The sequence below is a fragment of the Rhodoferax sp. ZS1R25 genome, from assembly GCF_056521335.1.
In genome coordinates, this window is the sequence record NZ_JBWMAZ010000002.1 from 1,328,515 (window position 1) to 1,348,640 (window position 20,126).

Here is a 20,126-nt window from a genome sequence, read left to right on the forward strand (position 1 = left end):
AAACAACCACGTATCACGAGCCCGGATAAAACGGCTTGCCGATGGAAGCAGGCATGTTAATCCGAATCCAGCGCGGGTTACGCGATATCAGGGCCAAAACCAGGATGGTGGCGGCATAGGGCAGCATGGTCAAGAACTGGCTGGGCACATCCACACCAATGCCCTGCAAGTGGAACTGCAACATGGTCACGCCCCCAAACAGATAAGCACCAAGCAACACCCGTGCCGGGCGCCACGTGGCGAAGGTGGTGAGCGCCAGAGCGATCCAGCCTTTGCCGGCCACCATGCCCTCCACCCACAGCGGCGTGTACACCACCGAGATATAGGCGCCGGCCAGTCCGCACAGCGCCCCACCCGCCACCACGGCCAGCAGGCGGATGCCGCGCACCGGGTAGCCCAGGGCATGGGCCGACTCAGGGCTTTCGCCCACGCTGCGCAAAATCAGGCCGGCGCGGGTGCGGTACAAGAACCAGATCAGCGCCAGTGCAAACAGCACCGTCAGGTAGACCATGGGGTGGTGGCGAAACAGGGCCTCGCCGAGGAACGGAATATCCGACAAACCGGGAATGGCGAACGACGCGCGGTCAGGGATTTTTTCCTGCACATACGAGATGCCCGCAAACGCCGAGAACCCGCCGCCAAACAGGCTGAGCGCCAGGCCCGTGGCGTACTGGTTGGTGTTGAGCCAGATGACCAGGCCGCCGAAAATAGCCGCAAGCACCGCACCGGCCGCCATGCCGGCCAAAAAGCCGGCCACCGGGCTGCCGGTGTGCACTACGGTGGCAAAGCCGGCGATGGCAGCGCAGAGCATCATGCCTTCGGCGCCCAGGTTGACGATGCCAGCCTTTTCGTTGATCAGCAGGCCCAGTGCCGCCAGGGCCAGCACGGTGCCGGCATTCAGCGTCGATGCAATCAGCAGAGCGTACGAGTCCATTATTTTTTTCCTCCGGCCACCGACTTGGCCCACCTGAAGCGGTAATTCACCAGGGTGTCACAGGCCAGCAGACTGAACAGCAGCAGGCCCTGGAACACGCCAGTCAGCGACTTGGGCAGGCCCAGGCGCGACTGCGCGAGCTCGCCACCGATGTAGAACATGCTCATCAGGATGGCAGAGAACACCATGCCCACGGGGTGCAGCCGCCCCACATACGCCACGATGATGGCGGCGAAGCCATAACCCACGGGCACAAACGGGGTGAGCTGGCCCACGGGGCCCGCCACCTCCAGCGCACCAGCCAGACCGGCAGTGGCGCCAGACACCAGCATGGCGGTCCACAGCGCGCTGCGGGCCGAGAAGCCAGCGTAGCGCGCGGCGGCCGGTGCCAGCCCGCCCACCTGCTGTGCAAAGCCAGCGCGTGTGCGGAACAAAAACACCCACAGCCCGGCCACGCCCAGCAAGGCAAAGATCACCCCGATGTTCACGCGCGAGCCCGTGAACAGGCGGGGAATGCGCGTGATGGCGTCGAAGTTTTTGGACTGTGGAAAGTTGTAGCCCAGCGGGTCTTTCCAAGGACCGTAGACCAGGTAATACAGCAACTGCACGGCGATGTAGACCATCATCAGGGTCACCAGGATTTCATTGGCGTTGAAGCGGTCCCGCAACAAGGCCGCAATGCCGGCCCAGACCATGCCACCGAGCATGCCCGCCACCAGCAGGTACACCACGATCTCACCACCCGTGCCCGGGCCCGCCATCAGCGCCACGCCGCTGGCGGCCACGGCGCCGATCACATACTGCCCTTCGGCCCCGATGTTCCAGACGTTGGAGCGGTAGCACACGGCCAGCCCCAGCGCAATCAGCAAGAGCGGCGTGGCCTTCACGACCAGTTCGCCAATGGCATAACCCGACTTGAGCGGTTCCCAAAAGAACACCAGCAGCCCGCGTACCGGGTCTTTGCCCAGCAGCGAAAACAGAATGACACCAATGACCAGGGTGATGGCCACCGCCAGCAAGGGCGAGGCATAGGTCCACAGCCGCGAGGGTTGCGCGCGTACTTCCAGCTTAAGCATGTTGCAACTCCGGCGCGTTCCACAAACCACTCATCCACTCTCCGATCTTTTCCACCGTGGCCTCGGCCACTGGCACCGAGGGCGACAGCTTGCCGCGTGCAATCACGTGCAGGCGGTCGCTCACCTCGAACAATTCATCCAGCTCTTCGCTGACCACCAGCACGGCACAGCCCGCATCGCGCAGCGCCAGAATGGCTCCGCGGATTTGCGCGGCCGCCCCCACGTCCACCCCCCAAGTGGGCTGGGACACGATGAACAGCTTGGGCTCCGCGTCAATCTCGCGGCCCACAATGAATTTCTGCAAATTGCCGCCCGACAGCGAACGCGCCACGGCCGTAGGCCCATTGGCCTTCACGCTGAAAGACTTGATGATGCGGGCCGCATGCTCTTCAAGCTGGCGCACGCGAATCCAGCCACCGGCGAACTTGGGCAGCGAGATGGAACCCGTGCGGGTCAACAACATGTTTTGCGCCAGACTGAGCGTGGGCACGGCGCCGCGACCCAGGCGTTCTTCGGGCACAAAGTGCAGGCCCAGCGCGCGCCGTGCACCCGGGTGCAGGGCCGACACATCGGCTTGGCCCATGCGCACACTGCCCTTGGGCGCGCGGCAGTCTTCACCCGACAACGCGTAGAGCAGCTCCTTCTGGCCATTGCCCGAGACACCGGCAATGCCCACCACCTCGCCCGCATGCACGGTCAGCGAAATGCCATCCAGGTCCACGCCAAACTGGTCCTCGCGCGCCAGGCTCAGCTGGCTCACGCTCAGCACTGGGGCACCCGCATGCAGGGGGCGGTGCTCCAGCTGCGGGGGCTCGGCGCCAATCATCAGGCGCGAGAGCGACGCGTTGGATTCTTCGGCCGGGTTGCAGACACCAGTGACCTTGCCGCCGCGCAGCACGGTACAGGCGTTGCACAGCTCGCGGATCTCGTGCAGCTTGTGGCTGATGTAGAGGATGCTGCAGCCCTGGGAGGCCAGCTTCTTGAGCACCACAAAGAGTTTTTCCACCGCCTGCGGTGTCAGCACCGAGGTGGGCTCGTCCAGGATCAGCAGCTGCGGGTTGGTCAGCAGCGCGCGGATGATTTCCACGCGCTGCATCTCGCCCACGCTGAGCGTATGCACGGGGCGGCTGGGGTCAATGTCCAGGCCGTATTCGGTGGCCTTGGCGGTGATGCTGGCGGTGACCTGCTCCAGGCTCTGCGCCTTGTCCAGGCCCAACCACACGTTTTCGGCCACGGTGATGGTGTCAAACAGGTTGAAGTGCTGGAACACCATGCTGATGCCGAGGGCCCGCGCTTCCTTGGGGTTGCGGATGGTCACGGGCTTGCCGTTGAACAGCATCTGGCCAGCATCGGGCTTGACCGAGCCGTAAATGATCTTCATCAGCGTGGACTTGCCGGCGCCGTTTTCGCCCAGCACCGCATGGGTCTGGCCGGGCAGCACGCTGAGCGAGACCTCGCTGTTGGCTACCACGCCGGGGTAGGCCTTGGTGATACCGGTGAGCTGGAGGCGGGGAACGGAGGAATGCGGAGAGTCGGGTGCGGGGGTGGCCATGGGTGCGTGTCTTTTATTCTTTTCGGAGTTCGGCCGCGACCGACTTGATGCGCTCGCGCAGCCACTTGTTGGAGGCGCTGGTATGGGTGCGGGCGTGCCAAAGCTGGTAATACATCATGCGGGGAAACTCCACAGGGCAAGGCAGTATTTTGACGGGGAGTGTGTCCACAAACCGTTCGCAGTACTGCCTGCCGGTGGTGAGCACCAGCAAGGTTGATGCCACCATGCCCGGAATCAACCCGAAATGCGGGCAGCGCGCCACGATATGGCGCTGCAGGCCCAGGCCACTCAGGTGGTCGTCAATCACGCCCTTGGCGCCGGGGTGGGTGGCACCGGGCGCAATGTGCTCGGCCTCCAGCCAAGAGGCCTGGTCCCAGCCGCGGCGCACCGCGGGGTGCTTTTTGGACACTAGGCACACCACCTCGTCGCCAAACAGACGGCCCAGGTGCAGGTCGTCGGGCGGTTGCGGCCAGTTGCCAATCACCACGTCAATATCGCCCTGGGCCAGCAGCGTGCGGTAGTCGCTGGCGCCAGACAACGCGTGGATGTCGATCTCGGCCATGGGCGCGTGGGACTTGATCTGCGCCACCAGCTGGGGCAAAAACAGGGGGTCCAGGTAATCGCTGGCGGCCAGGCGGAAGGTGTTGCGTGCGGTGGCGGGCTCGAAGCCGCGGGCATCCGAGAACAACATCTCGGCGGCACGCAATATGCTGGCACTGGGCTCCAGCATGCGCAGCGCCGTCTCGGTGGGCACCATGCCCGAGCCGGAGCGCACCAAAAGTGGGTCGCCGGCGAAGTCGCGCAAGCGTTTGAGCGACGCGCTCACCGCCGGCTGGTGCATGCCCAGGCGGATGGCGGCTTTGGAAACGCTGCGCTCAGTTAACACGGTATGAAGGACCCTGATCAGATGAAGGTCTATCTTGTCGAAAAGGGATTGGTCTCTCATACAGGCGTGTAAATTGGTGCCATATGCTAATGCGTATGGGAGCGATGCCACTCCCGACTTACCCTCCCGCACGAGGAACCCATTCCATGACAACCCAAGTTTTGAGATTCATCCGCCGCGGCGAGATCGTGACGCTGGCCGATGTGCCCCCCACCCGCACCCTGCTGGAGGTGCTGCGCGAGGACCTGCACTGCACCGGCACCAAGGAAGGCTGCAACGAAGGCGACTGCGGGGCCTGCACCGTGGTGGTGGGCGAAGAAGTCAACGGCCAGCTGCAGACCAAGGCGGTGAACAGCTGCATCAAGATGGCGCACAGCCTGGACGGCAAGGCACTTTGGACCGTGGAAGACATTGCCGCGGACGACGGCTGCCTGCACCCCGCACAGGAGGCGATGGTGCAGTGCCATGGCAGCCAGTGCGGCTTTTGCACCCCCGGCTTTGTGATGAGCCTGTTTGGCCTGTACCAGCAGCACGCCCATGCCGGCCAGCCCATCACCCGGGCCGACGCCCTGCACGCCCTCAGCGGCAACCTCTGCCGCTGCACCGGCTACCGGCCGATTCTGGACGCCGCCCAGACCATGCTGGGCCTGCCCGCGGTGCCGGTGGACGAAGCCAGAGTGCTATCAAAACTGAAGCTGCTCGCGCATATTCCACGGGGGCTAGAGGCCGATTTGGCTTACAAATCACCCGCCACGCTGCCTGCGCTGCTTGCCGCCCGCGCGCAGTACCCGCAGGCACAAATCGTGGCCGGCTGTACCGACGTGGGCCTGTGGGTCAACAAGATGCATATGGACTTTCCCCAGGTGCTGGACGTGACCCAGGTGGCCGAACTGCGCCGTGTGGAGCAGTACCCGCACCACATCGCCATTGGCGCCGCCGTGACGCTGACCGACGCCTTTGCCGCGCTGGTGGCCGACCGGCCGCAGCTGGGCGCTTTTGCCAGCCGCTTTGCCGGCCTGCCGGTGCGCAACGCTGGCACGCTGGGTGGCAATGTGGCCAATGGCTCGCCGATTGGCGATTCCATGCCGCTGTTGATTGCGCTGGGTGCCAACGTGGTGCTGATGGCGCTGCGCAAAGGCAAGGTGGTGCACCGCGAGCTGCGGCTGGAAGACCTGTACACCGGCTACCGCAAGAACGTGATGGCCCCAGACGAGGTGCTGGCCTGGATCAAGGTGCCCAAGGCGGTTGAAAAAGAACGCTCCAGGGTCTACAAAATCTCCAAGCGCTTTGAGGACGACATCTCGGCCGTCTGCTTGGCGCTGAACCTGCACATCGTGGGCGGCAAGGTGGCGCATGCCAGCATTGGCGTAGGCGGCGTGGCCGCCACCCCAGTGCGCGCCCGCGCGACCGAAGCGGCCCTCACCGGCCAAGCCTGGACGGCCGACACCGTGATGACCGCCATGGCCACACTGCGCGCCGAGTTCTCGCCCATCTCGGACATGCGCGCCAGCGGCGCCTACCGCACCGAGGTGCTGGGCAACCTGCTGCAGCGCTACTGGCTGGAGAGCCAGGGCCTGGCCGCCATCAATCTGGAAAGCTTTGTGCTGGAAGGAGAAACCGCATGAACGCCAACACCCCTATCGCGGGACTGACTGCTTCGCACGCCGCTGGCGTGTCGCATGCGCATGAAAGCGCCGTGGCCCAAGTGGCCGGCGCCGTGCACTACATCGACGACCTGCCCGAGGTGCGCGGTACGCTGCACGCAGCGCCCATCCTCTCCACCGTGGCGCACGGCAAGCTGCTGGGCGTGGACGCCAGCGCCGCGCTGGCCATGCCCGGTGTGGTGAGCGTGGTGCTGAGTGAGGACATTCCCGGCGACCCCATGCTGGCGGCCTTTGCGGGCGACGAGCCCGTGTTTGCCATGGACACCGTGCAGTTTGTCGGCCAGGTGGTGGGCGTGGTGGTGGCGCAGACCGCCATGCAGGCGCGCCACGCGGCGCGCAAGGTCAAGCTGAACATCGAGGCGCTGCCCGCCGTGCTGAGCGTGCAGCAGGCGCTGGACGCCAAAAGCTTTGTGCTGCCGCCCGTGACCGTGAAGCGCGGTGATGCCGCCGCCGCCGCACTGGTCGCGGCGCCGCACACCCTGCACGGCACGCTGGAGGTGGGCGGCCAGGAGCACTTTTACCTGGAGGGGCAGATTGCCTACGCCATGCCGCTGGAGCAAAACCAGTGGTGGATTTACAGCAGCACCCAGCACCCGGGCGAGGTACAGCACTGGGTAAGCCACGCGCTGGGCATCGACAACCACGCCGTGCGCGTGGAGTGCCGGCGCATGGGCGGCGGCTTTGGTGGCAAGGAAACGCAGGCCGGCCATCTGGCCGTGTGGGCCGCCGTGGCCGCGGTGAAGACCAAACGCGCCGTGAAGTTGCGCCTGGACCGCGACGACGACTTCATGGTCACCGGCAAGCGCCACCCGTTTGCCTACGAATACCGCGCGGGTTTCGACGACAGTGGCCGCCTGACCGCGCTGCAGCTGCAGATGGCGGTGAACTGCGGCTTTAGCGCCGACCTGTCGGGCCCCGTGGCCGACCGCGCCATCTTCCACAGCGACAACGCCTACTACCTGCAGGATGTGGACATTACGTCTTACCGCTGCAAGACGAACACGCAAAGCCACACCGCCTTCCGCGGCTTTGGCGGGCCGCAGGGCGTGATCCTGATCGAGACGGTGATGGGCGACATTGCCCGCCATTTGGGGCTGGACCCGCTGGATGTGCGCCTGCGCAACCTGTACAGCGACGAGGCCATTGCGGGCACCGATAAGAAGCGGGACACCACCCACTACCAGATGAAGGTAGAGGACAACATCCTCCAACCTCTGCTATCAAAACTGGAGCAGTCTGCGCAATACCGACGCCGGGTAGAGACCATTTCTGCATGGAATGCACAGAGCGCGGTGCTCAAGCGCGGCATTGCCATCACACCGGTCAAGTTCGGCATCAGCTTCACCGCCACGCTGTTCAACCAGGCTGGTGCGCTGGTGCATGTCTATACCGACGGCAGCGTGCAGGTGAACCACGGCGGCACCGAAATGGGCCAGGGCCTGCACACCAAGGTGGCGCAGATTGTGGCGGACGAGTTGGGTATTCCGTTTGCGCGCGTGCTGTGCACCGCCAGCGACACCAGCAAGGTACCCAACGCATCGGCCACCGCGGCCAGCGCGGGCACCGACCTGAATGGCCGCGCCGCCCAATTTGCAGCCCGCCATGTGCGCGACAACCTGGCGGCCTTCGTCTGCGGGCTGGACGGTTGCGGTGCCGGCGCCATCAAGTTCAAGGGTGGCGAGGTGTTCTCGCCCGTGGCCACGCGCAGCTTTGACGAGGTGGTGAAGCTGGCCTATGCCAACCGCATCCAGCTGTGGAGCGATGGCTTCTACCGCACGCCCAAGATCCACTACGACAAGACCACCCTGACCGGCCGCCCCTTCTACTACTTTGCCTATGGCGCAGCGTGTACCGAAGTCGTCATCGACACGCTGACCGGCGAGAGCCGGGTGCTTAAAGTGGACATCCTGCACGACGTGGGCCGCAGCATCAACCCGGCGATTGACGTGGGGCAGATCGAAGGCGGCTTTGTGCAGGGCATGGGCTGGCTGACCACCGAGCAGCTGGTGTGGAACGACAAGGGTTACCTCAGCACCCACGCACCCAGCACCTACAAGATTCCCACTGCGGGCGATGTGCCCGAGCACTTCAAGGTGGACCTGTGGCCCGAGCCCAACCGCGAAGACAACGTGTTTGGCAGCAAGGCCGTGGGCGAGCCGCCGTTCATGCTGGCCATCAGCGTGTATGAGGCGCTGCGCGACGCGGTGGCGCAGGCACGGGGCGATGGCGCCGCCGTGCGGCTGACCGCGCCCGCGACCGCAGAGAACGTGCTCAAGGCCTTGCACTAAGGCCAGCACCCCACTCTCTTCAGGTGCGCTCGGCTCCCATCACCAGCCCTTCGATACCGTGCTTCTGGGTGATGGGCACCAGCTCATCCACGATGCGGCACACCAGATGCTGTCTCGCAATGTCCGGCAGCGCGTCGCTCCACGCCTTGGTCACCATCATGTCGTGGAGCTGCGCGTGTCCCGCGCCGGGGGCGTCCACGCCCAGCACCATCACGGGGCGGGCGATGGGCGAGAGGTGTTCCGTGCCGCGGTGGACCGCTAAGGCAGACCGGCACGAAATATCGCCACGCTGGGGGTATTTGCGTGTGGCCTTCTCTTCGAAGCGCGACCACAGCGACTTGTCGGGGAACATCTGGTGTTTCCATTCGCGGCCGTCGTCGTATTGGGTGCCTGGCGCCACTTCGAACGGCCCCATGTCCTCGGTCACGTCCACTCCCGTGAGGTTGAACGCCAGCGATGTGATTTTCCGGTCACGGTAGGTATCGGTGGGAGACGGAAAGTCGCGATGCCAGGGCTGGTACTTCGCGCCCTGAAAAGGAACGTCAAAACCAATTTCCACGATTTGGTAGTCGGGCCCGAGAGCGTTTTTGCACATGGCAACGACCCAAGGGTGGGTCACCAGATCGACGAAACCCCGGAACTGCTGCGGATGAATCTCGACATACCATCGGCGTGGACCCCGACCCACTGCGCCCCCTGGCCGCTGGATAGCGTCCCAGAACGCTGTCATCATGTCTTCGCGTATGGCGTCAGCCCACTCTGGGGTAAAGGCACCTTTCAGGCCCACCACGCCATCGGTTTTCAGGGTTTCTAATTGGGATGAGAGTTTGTCGTCAAATCCTGCATCGGATGTCATTTGGTGCTCCTAAACGTCGATCTAACAAATATTACTAATAATTCAATGAATATTAACTAATAAAATGCAAGCAGTCAACGAACTCAAGACCATCCCCATCATGCTGAACATGCCCATTCCCACGGGCGAACAACTCAAGGCCGCGCGCCTGGCGGCCGGGCTGAACCAGGCCCAGGCGGCAGAGCTGATGGGCTATTCCTTGCAAACCGGCAGCCGCGGCGGCCTGCAGTCCCGCACCTGGCAGGCGCTGGAGAGCCCCACCGACGAGCGCTGCATGCAAGGCCCCATGTTCGCCATGTTTTTGCTGCTGACGGGGCAGCACCCGGCCTATACCTTGGTGCCGAAGGCGGAAGACTAAGGCCGCGCCTGCAGCAACTGCACCATGGCCTGGTAACCCCGGGCCTGGGCCAGTTGCAGCGGCGTGTTGCCGCTGCGGTCGGCCAGCCTGGGGTTGGCACCTGCCGCCAGCAGCTGGCGCACGATGTCGGTGTGGCGCGCACCGCCATCCCCCAACACCACGGCCTCGATCAGCGCCGTCCAGTGCAGGTTGTTCACATGGTCCAGCGGCGCACCGGCCGCAATGAGCTGGCGCACCACACCTGCGTGGCCCAGGTGCGCAGCGGCGATCAGCGCCGTGCCCTCATAAGGGCTCGTCGTGTTCTTGGCACTGGCACCCAGCTGCAGCAGCAGGGCCAGCGTCTCTTCGTCATTGGCCACCGCCGCAATGGTCACCGGGTCGTACTGCTGGTACTCCATGGCGTTTAGGTCGGCTCCGGCCGCCACCAGCAGGCGAATCGCTTCGCGCTGGCTGGCATAGGTGGCTACATGCAGCGCTGTGCGTTGCTGGGCATCACGCACTTCCAGCGCCGGCTTGGCCGCCAGCAGGGTGCGCAGCTTGGCCACGTCGCCGCGGTGCGCGGCACCCAGCAGCCCGGTGTACTGTGCGGCCTGGGCCGCGCTGGGCGCAACCTGCGCCTGGGCGGGGGCCAGCCCCAGCAGAGCCCAGGCAATAGCAATGGCGGAAAGAGACTGGCGCATGGCGAAACCTTACTTCAGCAGGTCAGCCACGGTGGCCAGAGCCGCCACGGCGCACTGCTCGTCCAGGTGGCCGCCAGGTGCGCCGCCAATGCCCACAGCACCAATCACTTCATTGCCCACCTTCACAGGCACACCGCCACCCACCAGCAGCATGCCGGGCAGGTACACCAGCGTGGCGGCTGCGGGGTTCTTCTGGGCGTTTTCCATCATGGCCAGCGTGGTGTTCTTGGCCGATGCGGAGGTGTAAGCCTTGGCGCGGCTGGCTTCCACGGTGTGGGGGCCGGCATTGTCAGCGCGCTGCACGGCACGTACGGTGCCCGCGCGATCCACCACGGTGGTGGTCACGGCGTAGCCCTTGTCGAGGCACGAAGCCACAGCGGCCGTGGCAATGCGGTTGGCCAGGTCCAGCGACATGTTGTGCTCGGTGCGTACGGCCTGGGCTTGCGCACCAGCGGCGGCGAACAGGGCGATGGAAGCGATGGCGAGGGCAGACAGGGACTTGTTCATACGGTTCTCCTAAAGGGTTTTAAGGGACGGCAGACAGTTGTTTGCCGTTGGGAGAACTGTAGAAAAAGGAGGCGCTGCGGGGTATTCGTAGGCTTACGCGTGGGGGTCCGTAGAAATACGGAGAGGGATCCGATTGGGAACTGTGCAAATCAAAGCGGACTTTCGTCTCTCTTCCCTCTTATTGGGCAACCAGTCGCTCCTGCAAAAACTCAATGAAGCGCAGCGTCTTGGCAGGCAACAGCCGCGTTTCGGTCAAGGCGTACACCGGTATGGGGCTTCCATGCCAGCCAGGCAGGACGCGACGCAAGCGCCCCTCGGCCACATCATCCGCGACGACGCCCTCGTTCAGCAGGGCGACCCCTTGGTCCAGGACGGCGAGGCTGCGGTACATGCCCACGCTATTGGCGATGAAACGTCGACCGATTTGCACTTCGACTGTTTCCTCCTCTCTATGGAGTACCCACGGGCCGACCTTCGAGAAGCCAAGGCACTCGTGCTGCCCAAGCTCAGCTGGATCGGTCGGCTCGCCTGCCTTCTTCAGATAACTGGGCGACGCATAAAGGTAGGGCGTGAGGCGCGCCAGTTGGCGTGCGATCAGTGTTGAACTGGGTTGCTCACCCATGCGGATGGCGACATCGAATGGGTCGGTCACCAGGTCCACCCTGCGCGGAGTGAGGTCCAACTCGAAGGTGATGCCAGGGTAGCGGCGGGCGAACTCCGCGATCAGCGGCGCCAGGTAGATAGTTGCGAAGTCCACCGGCAACGAGACACGCAGCACGCCGCTGGGCTGGGCCAGCATCTCGCCCAGTTGCTCATGCGCGATCCGCGCCTCTTCGACGATGCGCCGACACCGCTCGTAATAGATCTCCCCCGCCTCGGTCAGCTCGATCCTGCGGGTCGTGCGGTGCAGCAGGCGCAGGCCGATCGACTTTTCCAGCGCCCCGATACGGCGCGACAAGGTGGAGTTAGGCACCCCTGTCGCGTCGCCCGCCGCGCGAAAGCTTTTGGCCTTCACGACCTCCACGAACAGAGCCATGTCGTTCAGATATTCCATCTTTATAGTGCCATATATGGATCAATCATTCTCATTAAACCATCTTTATCTTATTGATGGGTTAATCGAAGATACGGCTTCGTATCCAAGAAAGCCTTTTCTTCCCATCCCTTCAGGAGATCCTCATGACCCCACTCTTCAGCCCCGTCCAAGTCGGCCGCTACACCCTCTCTAACCGCCTCGTGATGGCACCGATGACCCGCTCACGCGCCGAATTCGACGGCACGCCCAAGGCCCTGGCCGTCACCTACTACGCCCAGCGCGCCAGCGTCGGCCTGATCGCCTCCGAGGGCACGCAGCCTTCCGACGACGGTCAGGGCTATCTCTGCACTCCCGGCATCTACACCGATGCCCAGGTCGCCGGCTGGAAGGCCATCACCCAGGCCGTGCATAACAAGGGCTCGCGCCTGTTCATCCAGCTCATGCACGCGGGGCGCATGTCCCATCCCGACAACACGCCCCACCACCGGCAGGCCGTGGCGCCCTCGGCCATTGCTCCCGGCGCGCCGATGTTCACGATGACCGGCATGCAGCCCATCCCCGAGCCCCGCGCGCTGACCACCGAAGAGATTCGCCAGACCGTGGCAGACTTCCGCCTGGCCGCGCGCCGGGCGATCGAAGCCGGTGCCGACGGGGTCGAGATCCACGGCGCGAATGCCTATCTGATCCAGCAGTTCTTCGCCCCCAGCGCCAACACCCGCACCGACCAGTACGGTGGATCGGCCGAGAACCGGGCCCGTTTCGCAATCGAGGTGGCGACAGCGATCGCCGAAGAAATCGGCGCGGACCGGACCGCCATCCGCTTTTCTCCCGGCGCCAAGCTGTGGGGCATCGATGAGGGCTCCGAGGCGCCAGCCCTCTACCGCCATGTGATCACTGAACTCGCCAAGCTGGGCCTGGCCTATGTGCATGTGATGCACGTGGGCGACGACGCCTTGGTGGCAGACATCCGCAAGCTCTGGACAGGCACGCTCATCGTGAATCGGCCGGGGCGCGCACGCGAACAGATCGGCACTGATCTGGCGTCGGGCCTTGCCGAGCTGGAAGCCTACGGACAGATGGTGCTGGCCAACCCCGACTTCGTCGAACGCCTCAAGACCAACGCACCGATGAACCCACCGGACCACGCCACTTACTACGGTGGGGATGCCAAGGGATATACCGACTACCCCAGCTTAGTCAGCGTAGCGGCCTGAACAGGAGAAACTTCATATGACAACCACTCAACGCTCCATACTGGTCCGCGCCTATGGCGGTGCTTCTGCCGCCGAGGTCGCCGAGATTGCCAAACCCGTCGCCGACGACGGCCAGGTGCTGGTTCGCGTTCGCGCGGCTGGCGTGAACGGCATCGACTGGAAATTCCGCGAAGGCCTCGTCCAGAAGGCTTTCCCCGTGCAACTGCCCGCCGTGCTGGGCATTGAACTGGCGGGCACCGTCGAGGCGGTCGGGCCGGGGGCTTCGCGCTTTCAGGTGGGCGACCGCGTCATGGGGCCTCTGGGCCGATTGGGCGCCTACGCCGAGTTCGTCGCGGTCGCAGAGGCGAACCTAGTGCACACGCCTGCGGGCCTGGACGATGTGCAGGCGGCCGGCATCCCCGTGGCGGCAGTGGCTGCTTGGCTGAGCTTGCACCAGGCGGGGCCCATCGCCGCAGGTCAGCGCATCCTGATCCACGGTGCAGCGGGCGGGCTGGGCGGCTATGCCGTGCAGTACGCCAAGCAGGCGGGTGCCGAAGTCTTTGCCACTGTGTCCGCCACCCACCTGGATTACGTGCGCAGCCTGGGCGCAGACCATGTGATCGACTACCGGAGCCAACGCTTCGAGTCGGTGGCGCAGGACATCGACTTGGTGCTCGACTACGTTGGCGGTGAAGTGCTCGACCGCTCGTGGGACGTGCTAACCAAGGACGGCGCCATCGTTAGCGCAGCAGCGCCCGACATCCTAGCGCGCACCCCCGTCGGCCGCCGTGGACTGTGGTTCGTGAACAAGGCGGACGCGACGCTGCTGGCGCGGCTCGCTGCGGAGATTGCCCAAGGCTCGCTGGTCTCCAAACTCAGCGACGTCGTGGGTTTCAACGACATCCCTGCTGCCATTGAGCGCAACCGCACCGGCCCACGCATCGGCAAGGTCGTGGCGGACTTCTCGCGCTAATCCATCCTGCAATGGCTGGAGACGTCGAGCAAGAAAGTTAATCGCACTGGCATCTTCAGCCGACACCGCCACGCCGTCTCATCCGTCCCCCTCCTCCACCAACGCCGCATAGTGCCGAATCAAATGCGCCAGCGAAGGCGCTTCCAGCTTCTCGAACAGGTTGGCGCGATGCGTTTCCACCGTGCGCGGTGACACGGCCATGGCGCGGCCGATTTCCTTGTTGGTCAGGCCTTCGATGATCAGCCCCAGCACCTCGCGCTCGCGCTCGGTCAGGCCCGCGTAGCGCTGGCGCGCGGCCTGGTCGGCGGCGTGGCGCTGGCGGGATTTGACGTGGCGGCGCACGGCCTGTTGCAGAGTGTCCAGCAGCAGTTCGTCGTTCACCGGTTTTTCCAGAAACTCGGCCGCACCGGCCTTGAAGGCGCGGCGGCACAGGTCTACCGTGCCGTGGCCGGTGAGCATGACCACGGGGTGGTCCACGCCCGCGGCCTGCAGCTGCTCCAGCACCGCCAGGCCGGATATGCCGGGCATGCGCATGTCCAGCACCACGGCGCCCAGGCTATGCCGGTCGAACTCGGCCAGAAACCGTTCGGGGTCGGCCCAGGGCTGCACGCGCAGGCCCACGGTGCCGATGAGCAACGCCAGCGCCTCGCGCACGGGCTCGTCGTCGTCCACCAGGTGGATGAGGGGAGACAGGGATTCGGCGGCGCTCATGCGTTGTCTCCTGCGGGCAACTCCAACACAAACACGGCACCCGGTTGCGCCGGCGTGTAGCGGATGCGGCCGCCCATCTCGGCGGCCAGGGTTTCGCACAGACTCAGGCCCAGCCCCAGGCCACCGGGGCGCCCGCTCACAAAGGGTTCAAACAATCGATTGGCCAGCGCGGCCGGCACACCGGGGCCGTTGTCTTGCACAGACAGGCGCACCGTGGCGGGCGCCACGGCCTCCACCGTCAGCGTGAGTACACGCGCCCTGCCCTGCACCTGCTCCAGCGCGCTCAACGCGTTGATCACCAGGTTGTGCAGGATTTGCTCCAGCGCCACCGGGTCACCCAGCGCCCGCAGCGATGTGGGGCCTTGCAGTTGCACGGCCACCGCGCGCTTGCGGCATTCGGGTTCCAGCAGCTGCAGCACATCGCGTGCGGCCTGGGCCACGTCTACGGGTGTGGTGGTGCCGGTGTTGGGCCGCTCGATGGCGCGGCGCAGGCGGGCCACCACCTCGGCGGCGCGCCGGGCCTGCACCACAGTCTTCTCCATCGCCGCCTGGGCCTGCGCCACATCAGGCGGGTCGTCGGCCAGCAGGCGCACGGTGGCCTGGGTGGTAGCCAGCACCGCGGTCAGCGGCTGGTTCAGCTCATGGGCCAGGCCGGCGGCCAGCTCGCCCAGCGCGTTGAGGCGCGACACCTGGCCCAGGCGCAGCAGTTCTTCTGCGCGCTGGCGCGCACGGCGCTGGCGCAGTGCACTGGCCAGTGCGGCCAGGGCCAGGCTCCAGCCCACTAGCCAGGCCAGCCATGGCAACCAAGGCAGGTCTGCCAGGCCATAGCTGCGCTCGGCCACCATGTCGAAAGGCTGGCTGGCGGCGGCCAGGTGCTTGCGGAACACAAAGCGGCGCAGCGCGCGGTCGTCGCCCGCATGGATCTGCCAGCGCGCGGTGCCCAGCTCCAGCCAGGCGCGGGTGTGGCGCGCCGTGGCCGCCTCGGGCCCATCACCAAAGGGCCAGTCGGCCCAGGGCACCATGAGCGGCAGCGACACCTCCAGCGCATACGACGCGGCATCGGGCGCGCCGCTGGCCGCGGCCATGGCGATCCAGAACCGGCCTGCGGCGAAATCTGCACGCGCCAGTTCGGGCGCCCCCTTCGATGCCTCGGCGGCACTCAGGTCCGCGGCCAGCGCCGTATCTACGGGCCAGGTCTGGTGGGGTGAGCGCTGCCACATGGCCAGGAACTGCGGGTAGATCGCGGGCAGACGGCTGTCCAGCTCGGGCTGCATGAGGCTCAGCGTGGCCAGCACCGCCTCGTGCTGCAGCGCGCGCTGCGACAAGATGCGGTGGGCGATGCGGGCGTCGGTTTCAAAGTCGGCTTGGCTGCGGTCCATGGACTGCATCAGCAGCCAAGCACCGCCCGCCAGAGCGCCCAGCAGCCACGCGGCGGCCCAAAGGAACCACCCCCTACTGAGGACGGGCATAAAACTGCACGCCATCGCGGCCCTGGGTTTTGGCCTGGTACATGGCGAAGTCGGCCGCGCTGAGCAGACCGTTGAGTTCGGTGCCGTCCTGCGGGAAGCAGCTCACGCCGATGCTGGCCGTGACGCACACGGCATGGTCCCCCAGCTGGTACTCCGGGCGCAACACGGCAAGGATTTTTTCGGCCATGCGGTGGGCATCGTCACTGCCCTCCACCAGCACCACAAACTCATCGCCCCCCAGGCGGGCAACCAGATCGCCCTCGCGCACACAGTCTTGAATGCGCAGCGCCACCTGCTGCAACAGCAGGTCGCCAGTCTCGTGGCCCAGGCGGTCATTGACCGTCTTGAAATGGTCCAGGTCGATGAACAGCAGCGAGGTGGCGCCCTCGCTGCGCTCCATGCGGTGCAAGGTGCGTTTGAGGGCGTCCATAAACATGGCGCGGTTGGGCAGGCCGGTCAACGCGTCGTGGTAGGCCCGGTAACTCAGCTCGTCGTGCGCGCGCTTGCGTTCGTCCACATTCAGCAGCGCTGTCATCACGCATTCGTGCCCGCCATAGCGGATGCGCTGGGATGAATACAGCCCCCAAAATACTTTGCCATTGGCGTCTTTCAGCAAAAGCTCCAGGTCCGAGACGCGGCCGGAGGCTTGCACAGCGGCGACCATGCGATCACGGTCAGCGCTGTTCACATAAAAGTCACGGGGGCGAAGGGTTTCCAGTGGCCGATCACCCAAACCGAACTCGCTGCGGGTACGGTCATTGACATAGACCACGCCTTCGTCCGACAAGCGCACGATGACGATAGGCAAGGGGGCGAACTGCAACACGTTCTTGAGCTGCTCCTCCCCTTTGCGCAGCAGCTCTTGGGTGACCTCAAACTGCAGCAATAAGCGCCGTGAGGCCCAGTAGGCCAACGCGAGCATCAGCAACACGGCCACAAACACCACCACCACAATCACCTGCGTGTATTTGCGTGCGGCCTCACCCAGGGTGTAGGAAAAGTTGTCTTCCAGCGGCGTGAGCTGGTCATTGATGGCGTGCAGTTGCAGCAGAAACTGCTGCATCTTCTCGGGGGGCAACGGACCCGCACCCACGGCCGCGTGGATGCGCTCGCCCACCCGCGTCAGCTCTTCAAGATGGTGGTCGGCGGCGGCCCAGATCGTGATGGCTTTGTCGATATCGGGCAGCCGCCGGAAGCGCCGAAACAGGAACACCATGCCATCGATATCGTCCGGGTGGTTGCGCCCCTGCAAAAAACCAGCCCGCGCGACGTCGTAGTCAGGGGATGGCTTTTCCAGCTCGATACGGGCCTGCCGGTCGCCCTGGTTGACGGCCAGCGCGGCTTGGTAGGAGGTGTAGTCCGCCTCCTTGGCATACAGGGTGTAGCGGGTCAGGGCGTAGAGGGCGTCCTTTTGCCCCTTGGACCACAGGCCCTCGCCTTCCACATAGGCACGCACGGCCGACAGCAAGGAGATGCTCAGGCACGTGAGTACGAACACACCCACCACCACGGACACGAAAATCCAGACGACAACAAAAAGTCGCCTGCGCTTTCGAACGGGTAGGGCTGGCGCCGACAGGTCCGCCAGAAGGGTCATCTGCATCTCCCAATGAAGACATGCCAGACCAGGTTCCTAGCGGCACCCCGGGCCAGACACTGCCATGCCACCTTGTTCTCTTGACGGCATCGGCATGCTTGACACCACTATAACGGGAAGGCAGCGCAGCCGCTAGACGCCGGCTAGGGCGCGCAAGCCCTGTGTGTCCACCAGTTGGACGACCCGGCCTGAACCGCCGATGAGGCCGCGCTCACGCAGGTGACGCAGTACGCGCGACAGGGTTTCGGGCGCCATGCCCAACTGGGCGGCAATGAGCCGTTTGCGCTGCTGCAGCTGCACCGCGCACCCGCCCTGCTCGGTCAGCTCGGCATGGCGCAGCAGCCATGCGGCACAGCGTGCTTCGGCCCCTTTGGCCAGGCGGTTGACGGTCAGCTCGGTCTGCTGGCGATGGGCATGGGCCATGTCGGCAAGAACACTGCGCATCAGCTTGCTGGCGTCTGCCAACGTCGCTTGGAACACCGCCAGCGGCACGGCACGCAGCCGTACCGCCGTTTGGGTGACCGCATCCATGGCAGCGGGCTGGGCCAGCACTGCAGAAGCGGCGTCCAGCCAGCAGGGGCCGGTGAGCGTGCCCAGCGGATGCTCCAGCAGCGCGCCCTGCAGCAGCACTGTGCCCTGCACGCCTTGCACCACCTGGCCAGCCTCCAGGTACAGCGCCTCGGTAGTGGGCTCGCCGCGGCGCACCAGCAGGGCCCCGGCGGGCCGGATCTGGGCGGGGTAAGTCGCCCACAGGGCGGAGAGGGACGGAGCGGGGGCCAACATGGCAGCACTGTGCCGCGCCTTGGGGCGCCGCACTTTGAGGCACATCAAGCTTTGCGCAGGCCGGAGCGTGCCCCGGCAAGGAGGTCAGAGCACCAGCAAGGCCCGAAAGTCGTTCACATTGGTGTGGGTCGGGCCGGTGGTGAACAGGTCCCCCAGCGGGGCGAAGAAGCCCACGGCGTCGTTGCGGTCCAGGCAATCGGCCAGCGAGAGGCCTGCGGCCTTGGCGCGCGCCAGCGTGTCGGGCGCCACCAGGGCCCCGGCGTTGTCTTCCACACCGTCAATGCCGTCGGTGTCGGCGGCCAGGGCCCAGACGTCGGCTTGCCCCTGCAGCGCTTGGGCCAGGCCCATGCAAAATTCACCGGCCCGCCCGCCCCGGCCCTTGGCGGCGCCTTCGCGGCGCGGGCGCACCGTGACCGTGGTTTCACCGCCGCTCAGGATCACACAGGGCCGCGCAAACGGCGCACCGCGCAGCGCCACGGCCCGTGCCAGCGCCGCGTGCACCTTGCCCACCTCGCGCGCCTCCCCCTCCATCTCGTCACTGAGGATGTGCGCGGTCAGGCCCATGGCGCGCGCGGCCGCGGCCGCGGCTTCGAGCGACTGTTGCGGCGTGGCGATCAGATGCACGGTGTTGCGGGCAAACACCGGGTCGCCGGGTTTGGGCGTCTCCAGCGTGCCGTCTTCGAGGGCTTCCACAATGAAATCGGCCTCTGGCCCCGATGAAACCTGCGCCAGGCGCTTCAAAATTGATAGCGCATCGGCGCAGGTGGTGGGGTCGGGCACGGTCGGCCCACTGGCGATGACGCTGGGGTCGTCGCCCGGCACATCGCTGATCAAGAGCGTCACCACCTGCGCCGGGTAGCAGGCTGCAGCCAGGCGCCCGCCCTTGATGGCCGAGAGGTGCTTGCGCACGCAGTTCATCTCCTGGATGCTGGCGCCGCTCTCCAGCAGCATCTTGTTGATGCGCTGCTTGTCTTCCAGCGTGATACCACCGCCCTGCCACTGCGCAGGCAGGGTCAACAACGACGAGCCGCCGCCCGAGATCAGGCAAATCACCAAATCGTCTTCGGTCAAGCCGTCGGTCAACGCCAGGATGCGCTGCGCCGCCGCCAGCCCGGCCGCATCGGGCACGGGGTGGGCGGCCTCGACCACCTCAATGCGCTGGGGCGCGGCGTCTGCCGGGCGTGGCGGGGTGTGGTGGTAGCGCGTGACCACCAGCCCCGACATGGGTGCGTCTTGCGGCCACAACGCGTCCAGTGCATGGGCCATGGCGCCACCGGCTTTGCCGGCGCCCAGCACCAGCGTGCGGCCCTTGGGCACGGGCGGCAGGAACCCCGCCAAAGTGTGGGCTGGCAGAGCCTGGTGCACGGCGGCCCAATAGAGCTGGGTCAGCACGTCGCGCGGGGCCAGGTCAGAAAAATGGGCGGGGGGAGTTGGGCTTGGCATGGTCATCGCTTTATTTTGAAGGAACTGGGGCAAAATCCACAGGCGCAATGCGCAAGCACAGCCCGGGATGCTCGGCAACGTGGTGCTCGCCTCTGGCGGCTCTTGCAGCCATCCAGCGGG

At 65.5% G+C, this 20,126-nt stretch carries 18 protein-coding genes; 5 read left to right on the top strand and 13 right to left on the bottom strand.

The features are described 5' to 3' along the window. Positions 1 to 13: 13 nt before the first annotated feature. From AC097R_RS17065 to AC097R_RS17080, 4 genes are read right to left on the bottom strand one after another with little or no spacing between them, the layout of a single operon-like run. A complete protein-coding gene (locus AC097R_RS17065; protein WP_479599383.1) occupies positions 14 to 934 on the bottom strand; it encodes an ABC transporter permease in 921 nt (306 codons plus the stop codon). Then, the gene (locus tag AC097R_RS17070) at positions 934 to 2,010 is read right to left on the bottom strand and encodes an ABC transporter permease (protein ID WP_479599384.1); all 1,077 of its coding nucleotides are present in this window, start codon (positions 2,008 to 2,010) and stop codon (positions 934 to 936) included. The genes AC097R_RS17065 and AC097R_RS17070 overlap by 1 nt, the downstream gene beginning before the upstream one ends. After that, positions 2,003 to 3,562, bottom strand: coding sequence for an ABC transporter ATP-binding protein (locus AC097R_RS17075; RefSeq protein ID WP_479599385.1), 1,560 nt, complete (start codon positions 3,560 to 3,562; stop codon positions 2,003 to 2,005). Before AC097R_RS17075 ends, AC097R_RS17070 begins: the two co-directional genes overlap by 8 nt. Positions 3,563 to 3,575: 13 nt before the next feature. Beyond that, positions 3,576 to 4,508 (bottom strand): LysR family transcriptional regulator, encoded by a 933-nt coding sequence (locus AC097R_RS17080; protein WP_479599386.1) that lies wholly within the window; start codon positions 4,506 to 4,508, stop codon positions 3,576 to 3,578. Positions 4,509 to 4,594: 86 nt separating this feature from the next. Here AC097R_RS17080 and xdhA point away from each other — a divergent pair, with 86 nt between their 5' ends. Both xdhA and xdhB read left to right on the top strand, forming a co-directional pair. Continuing rightward, entirely contained in the window at positions 4,595 to 6,073 is a 1,479-nt protein-coding gene (gene xdhA / locus AC097R_RS17085; RefSeq protein WP_479599387.1) for a xanthine dehydrogenase small subunit, read from the top strand. Beyond that, on the top strand, positions 6,070 to 8,400 hold the full coding sequence (gene xdhB / locus AC097R_RS17090; protein ID WP_479599388.1) for a xanthine dehydrogenase molybdopterin binding subunit: 2,331 nt from the start codon (positions 6,070 to 6,072) through the stop codon (positions 8,398 to 8,400). Before xdhA ends, xdhB begins: the two co-directional genes overlap by 4 nt. 19 nt (positions 8,401 to 8,419) lie before the next feature. On the opposite strand, the gene AC097R_RS17095 is transcribed toward xdhB, so the two are convergent. After that, on the bottom strand, positions 8,420 to 9,256 hold the full coding sequence (locus AC097R_RS17095; protein ID WP_479599389.1) for a phytanoyl-CoA dioxygenase family protein: 837 nt from the start codon (positions 9,254 to 9,256) through the stop codon (positions 8,420 to 8,422). A gap of 64 nt (positions 9,257 to 9,320) precedes the next feature. On the opposite strand from AC097R_RS17095, the gene AC097R_RS17100 reads away from it, so the two are divergent. Further along, positions 9,321 to 9,614, top strand: a complete 294-nt coding sequence (locus AC097R_RS17100) for a helix-turn-helix domain-containing protein (RefSeq protein ID WP_479599390.1) — start codon at positions 9,321 to 9,323, stop codon at positions 9,612 to 9,614. Here AC097R_RS17100 and AC097R_RS17105 read toward each other — a convergent pair. From AC097R_RS17105 to AC097R_RS17115, 3 genes are all read right to left on the bottom strand, one after another. Beyond that, positions 9,611 to 10,294, bottom strand: coding sequence for an ankyrin repeat domain-containing protein (locus AC097R_RS17105; RefSeq protein ID WP_479599391.1), 684 nt, complete (start codon positions 10,292 to 10,294; stop codon positions 9,611 to 9,613). The genes AC097R_RS17100 and AC097R_RS17105 overlap by 4 nt on opposite strands. Before the next feature lie 9 nt (positions 10,295 to 10,303). After that, on the bottom strand, positions 10,304 to 10,801 hold the full coding sequence (locus AC097R_RS17110) for a GlcG/HbpS family heme-binding protein (protein WP_479599392.1): 498 nt from the start codon (positions 10,799 to 10,801) through the stop codon (positions 10,304 to 10,306). A gap of 178 nt (positions 10,802 to 10,979) precedes the next feature. Beyond that, a complete protein-coding gene (locus AC097R_RS17115) occupies positions 10,980 to 11,855 on the bottom strand; it encodes a LysR family transcriptional regulator (RefSeq protein WP_479599393.1) in 876 nt (291 codons plus the stop codon). A gap of 125 nt (positions 11,856 to 11,980) precedes the next feature. Between AC097R_RS17115 and AC097R_RS17120 the strand changes: the two genes are divergently transcribed. Together AC097R_RS17120 and AC097R_RS17125 are read left to right on the top strand one after the other, a co-directional pair. Continuing rightward, the gene (locus AC097R_RS17120; RefSeq protein ID WP_479599394.1) at positions 11,981 to 13,051 is read left to right on the top strand and encodes an alkene reductase; all 1,071 of its coding nucleotides are present in this window, start codon (positions 11,981 to 11,983) and stop codon (positions 13,049 to 13,051) included. Between the two features lie 16 nt (positions 13,052 to 13,067). Continuing rightward, positions 13,068 to 14,003: an NADP-dependent oxidoreductase gene (locus AC097R_RS17125; RefSeq protein WP_479599395.1), complete on the top strand. Its 936-nt coding sequence runs from the start codon at positions 13,068 to 13,070 to the stop codon at positions 14,001 to 14,003. Between the two features lie 78 nt (positions 14,004 to 14,081). Here AC097R_RS17125 and AC097R_RS17130 read toward each other — a convergent pair whose 3' ends face one another. From AC097R_RS17130 to AC097R_RS17150, 5 genes are all read right to left on the bottom strand, one after another. Continuing rightward, positions 14,082 to 14,714 carry a response regulator transcription factor gene (locus AC097R_RS17130; protein ID WP_479599396.1) on the bottom strand — a complete coding sequence of 211 codons (633 nt, stop codon included), beginning with the start codon at positions 14,712 to 14,714 and terminating at the stop codon, positions 14,082 to 14,084. Further along, positions 14,711 to 16,183 carry a sensor histidine kinase gene (locus tag AC097R_RS17135; protein ID WP_479599397.1) on the bottom strand — a complete coding sequence of 491 codons (1,473 nt, stop codon included), beginning with the start codon at positions 16,181 to 16,183 and terminating at the stop codon, positions 14,711 to 14,713. The genes AC097R_RS17130 and AC097R_RS17135 overlap by 4 nt, the downstream gene beginning before the upstream one ends. Further along, complete coding sequence (locus tag AC097R_RS17140; protein WP_479599398.1) at positions 16,167 to 17,681, bottom strand: diguanylate cyclase domain-containing protein; 1,515 nt, start codon at positions 17,679 to 17,681, stop codon at positions 16,167 to 16,169. The genes AC097R_RS17135 and AC097R_RS17140 overlap by 17 nt, the downstream gene beginning before the upstream one ends. A 231-nt stretch (positions 17,682 to 17,912) precedes the next feature. After that, positions 17,913 to 18,563 carry a Crp/Fnr family transcriptional regulator gene (locus AC097R_RS17145; RefSeq protein WP_479599399.1) on the bottom strand — a complete coding sequence of 217 codons (651 nt, stop codon included), beginning with the start codon at positions 18,561 to 18,563 and terminating at the stop codon, positions 17,913 to 17,915. Between the two features lie 84 nt (positions 18,564 to 18,647). After that, complete coding sequence (locus AC097R_RS17150) at positions 18,648 to 20,012, bottom strand: glycerate kinase type-2 family protein (protein ID WP_479599400.1); 1,365 nt, start codon at positions 20,010 to 20,012, stop codon at positions 18,648 to 18,650. Positions 20,013 to 20,126 lie beyond the last annotated feature (114 nt).

Coding starts and splice junctions, on each gene's coding strand:
- AC097R_RS17110 (WP_479599392.1), bottom strand. CDS start 10,801: ATGAACAAGTCCCTGTCTGCCCTCGCCATCGCTTCCATCGCCCTGTTC.
- AC097R_RS17150 (WP_479599400.1), bottom strand. CDS start 20,012: ATGACCATGCCAAGCCCAACTCCCCCCGCCCATTTTTCTGACCTGGCC.
- AC097R_RS17065 (WP_479599383.1), bottom strand. CDS start 934: ATGGACTCGTACGCTCTGCTGATTGCATCGACGCTGAATGCCGGCACC.
- xdhB (WP_479599388.1), top strand. CDS start 6,070: ATGAACGCCAACACCCCTATCGCGGGACTGACTGCTTCGCACGCCGCT.
- AC097R_RS17145 (WP_479599399.1), bottom strand. CDS start 18,563: ATGTTGGCCCCCGCTCCGTCCCTCTCCGCCCTGTGGGCGACTTACCCC.
- AC097R_RS17125 (WP_479599395.1), top strand. CDS start 13,068: ATGACAACCACTCAACGCTCCATACTGGTCCGCGCCTATGGCGGTGCT.
- AC097R_RS17070 (WP_479599384.1), bottom strand. CDS start 2,010: ATGCTTAAGCTGGAAGTACGCGCGCAACCCTCGCGGCTGTGGACCTAT.
- xdhA (WP_479599387.1), top strand. CDS start 4,595: ATGACAACCCAAGTTTTGAGATTCATCCGCCGCGGCGAGATCGTGACG.
- AC097R_RS17130 (WP_479599396.1), bottom strand. CDS start 14,714: ATGAGCGCCGCCGAATCCCTGTCTCCCCTCATCCACCTGGTGGACGAC.
- AC097R_RS17100 (WP_479599390.1), top strand. CDS start 9,321: ATGCAAGCAGTCAACGAACTCAAGACCATCCCCATCATGCTGAACATG.
- AC097R_RS17120 (WP_479599394.1), top strand. CDS start 11,981: ATGACCCCACTCTTCAGCCCCGTCCAAGTCGGCCGCTACACCCTCTCT.
- AC097R_RS17095 (WP_479599389.1), bottom strand. CDS start 9,256: ATGACATCCGATGCAGGATTTGACGACAAACTCTCATCCCAATTAGAA.
- AC097R_RS17105 (WP_479599391.1), bottom strand. CDS start 10,294: ATGCGCCAGTCTCTTTCCGCCATTGCTATTGCCTGGGCTCTGCTGGGG.
- AC097R_RS17135 (WP_479599397.1), bottom strand. CDS start 16,183: ATGCCCGTCCTCAGTAGGGGGTGGTTCCTTTGGGCCGCCGCGTGGCTG.
- AC097R_RS17075 (WP_479599385.1), bottom strand. CDS start 3,562: ATGGCCACCCCCGCACCCGACTCTCCGCATTCCTCCGTTCCCCGCCTC.
- AC097R_RS17080 (WP_479599386.1), bottom strand. CDS start 4,508: ATGAGAGACCAATCCCTTTTCGACAAGATAGACCTTCATCTGATCAGG.
- AC097R_RS17115 (WP_479599393.1), bottom strand. CDS start 11,855: ATGGAATATCTGAACGACATGGCTCTGTTCGTGGAGGTCGTGAAGGCC.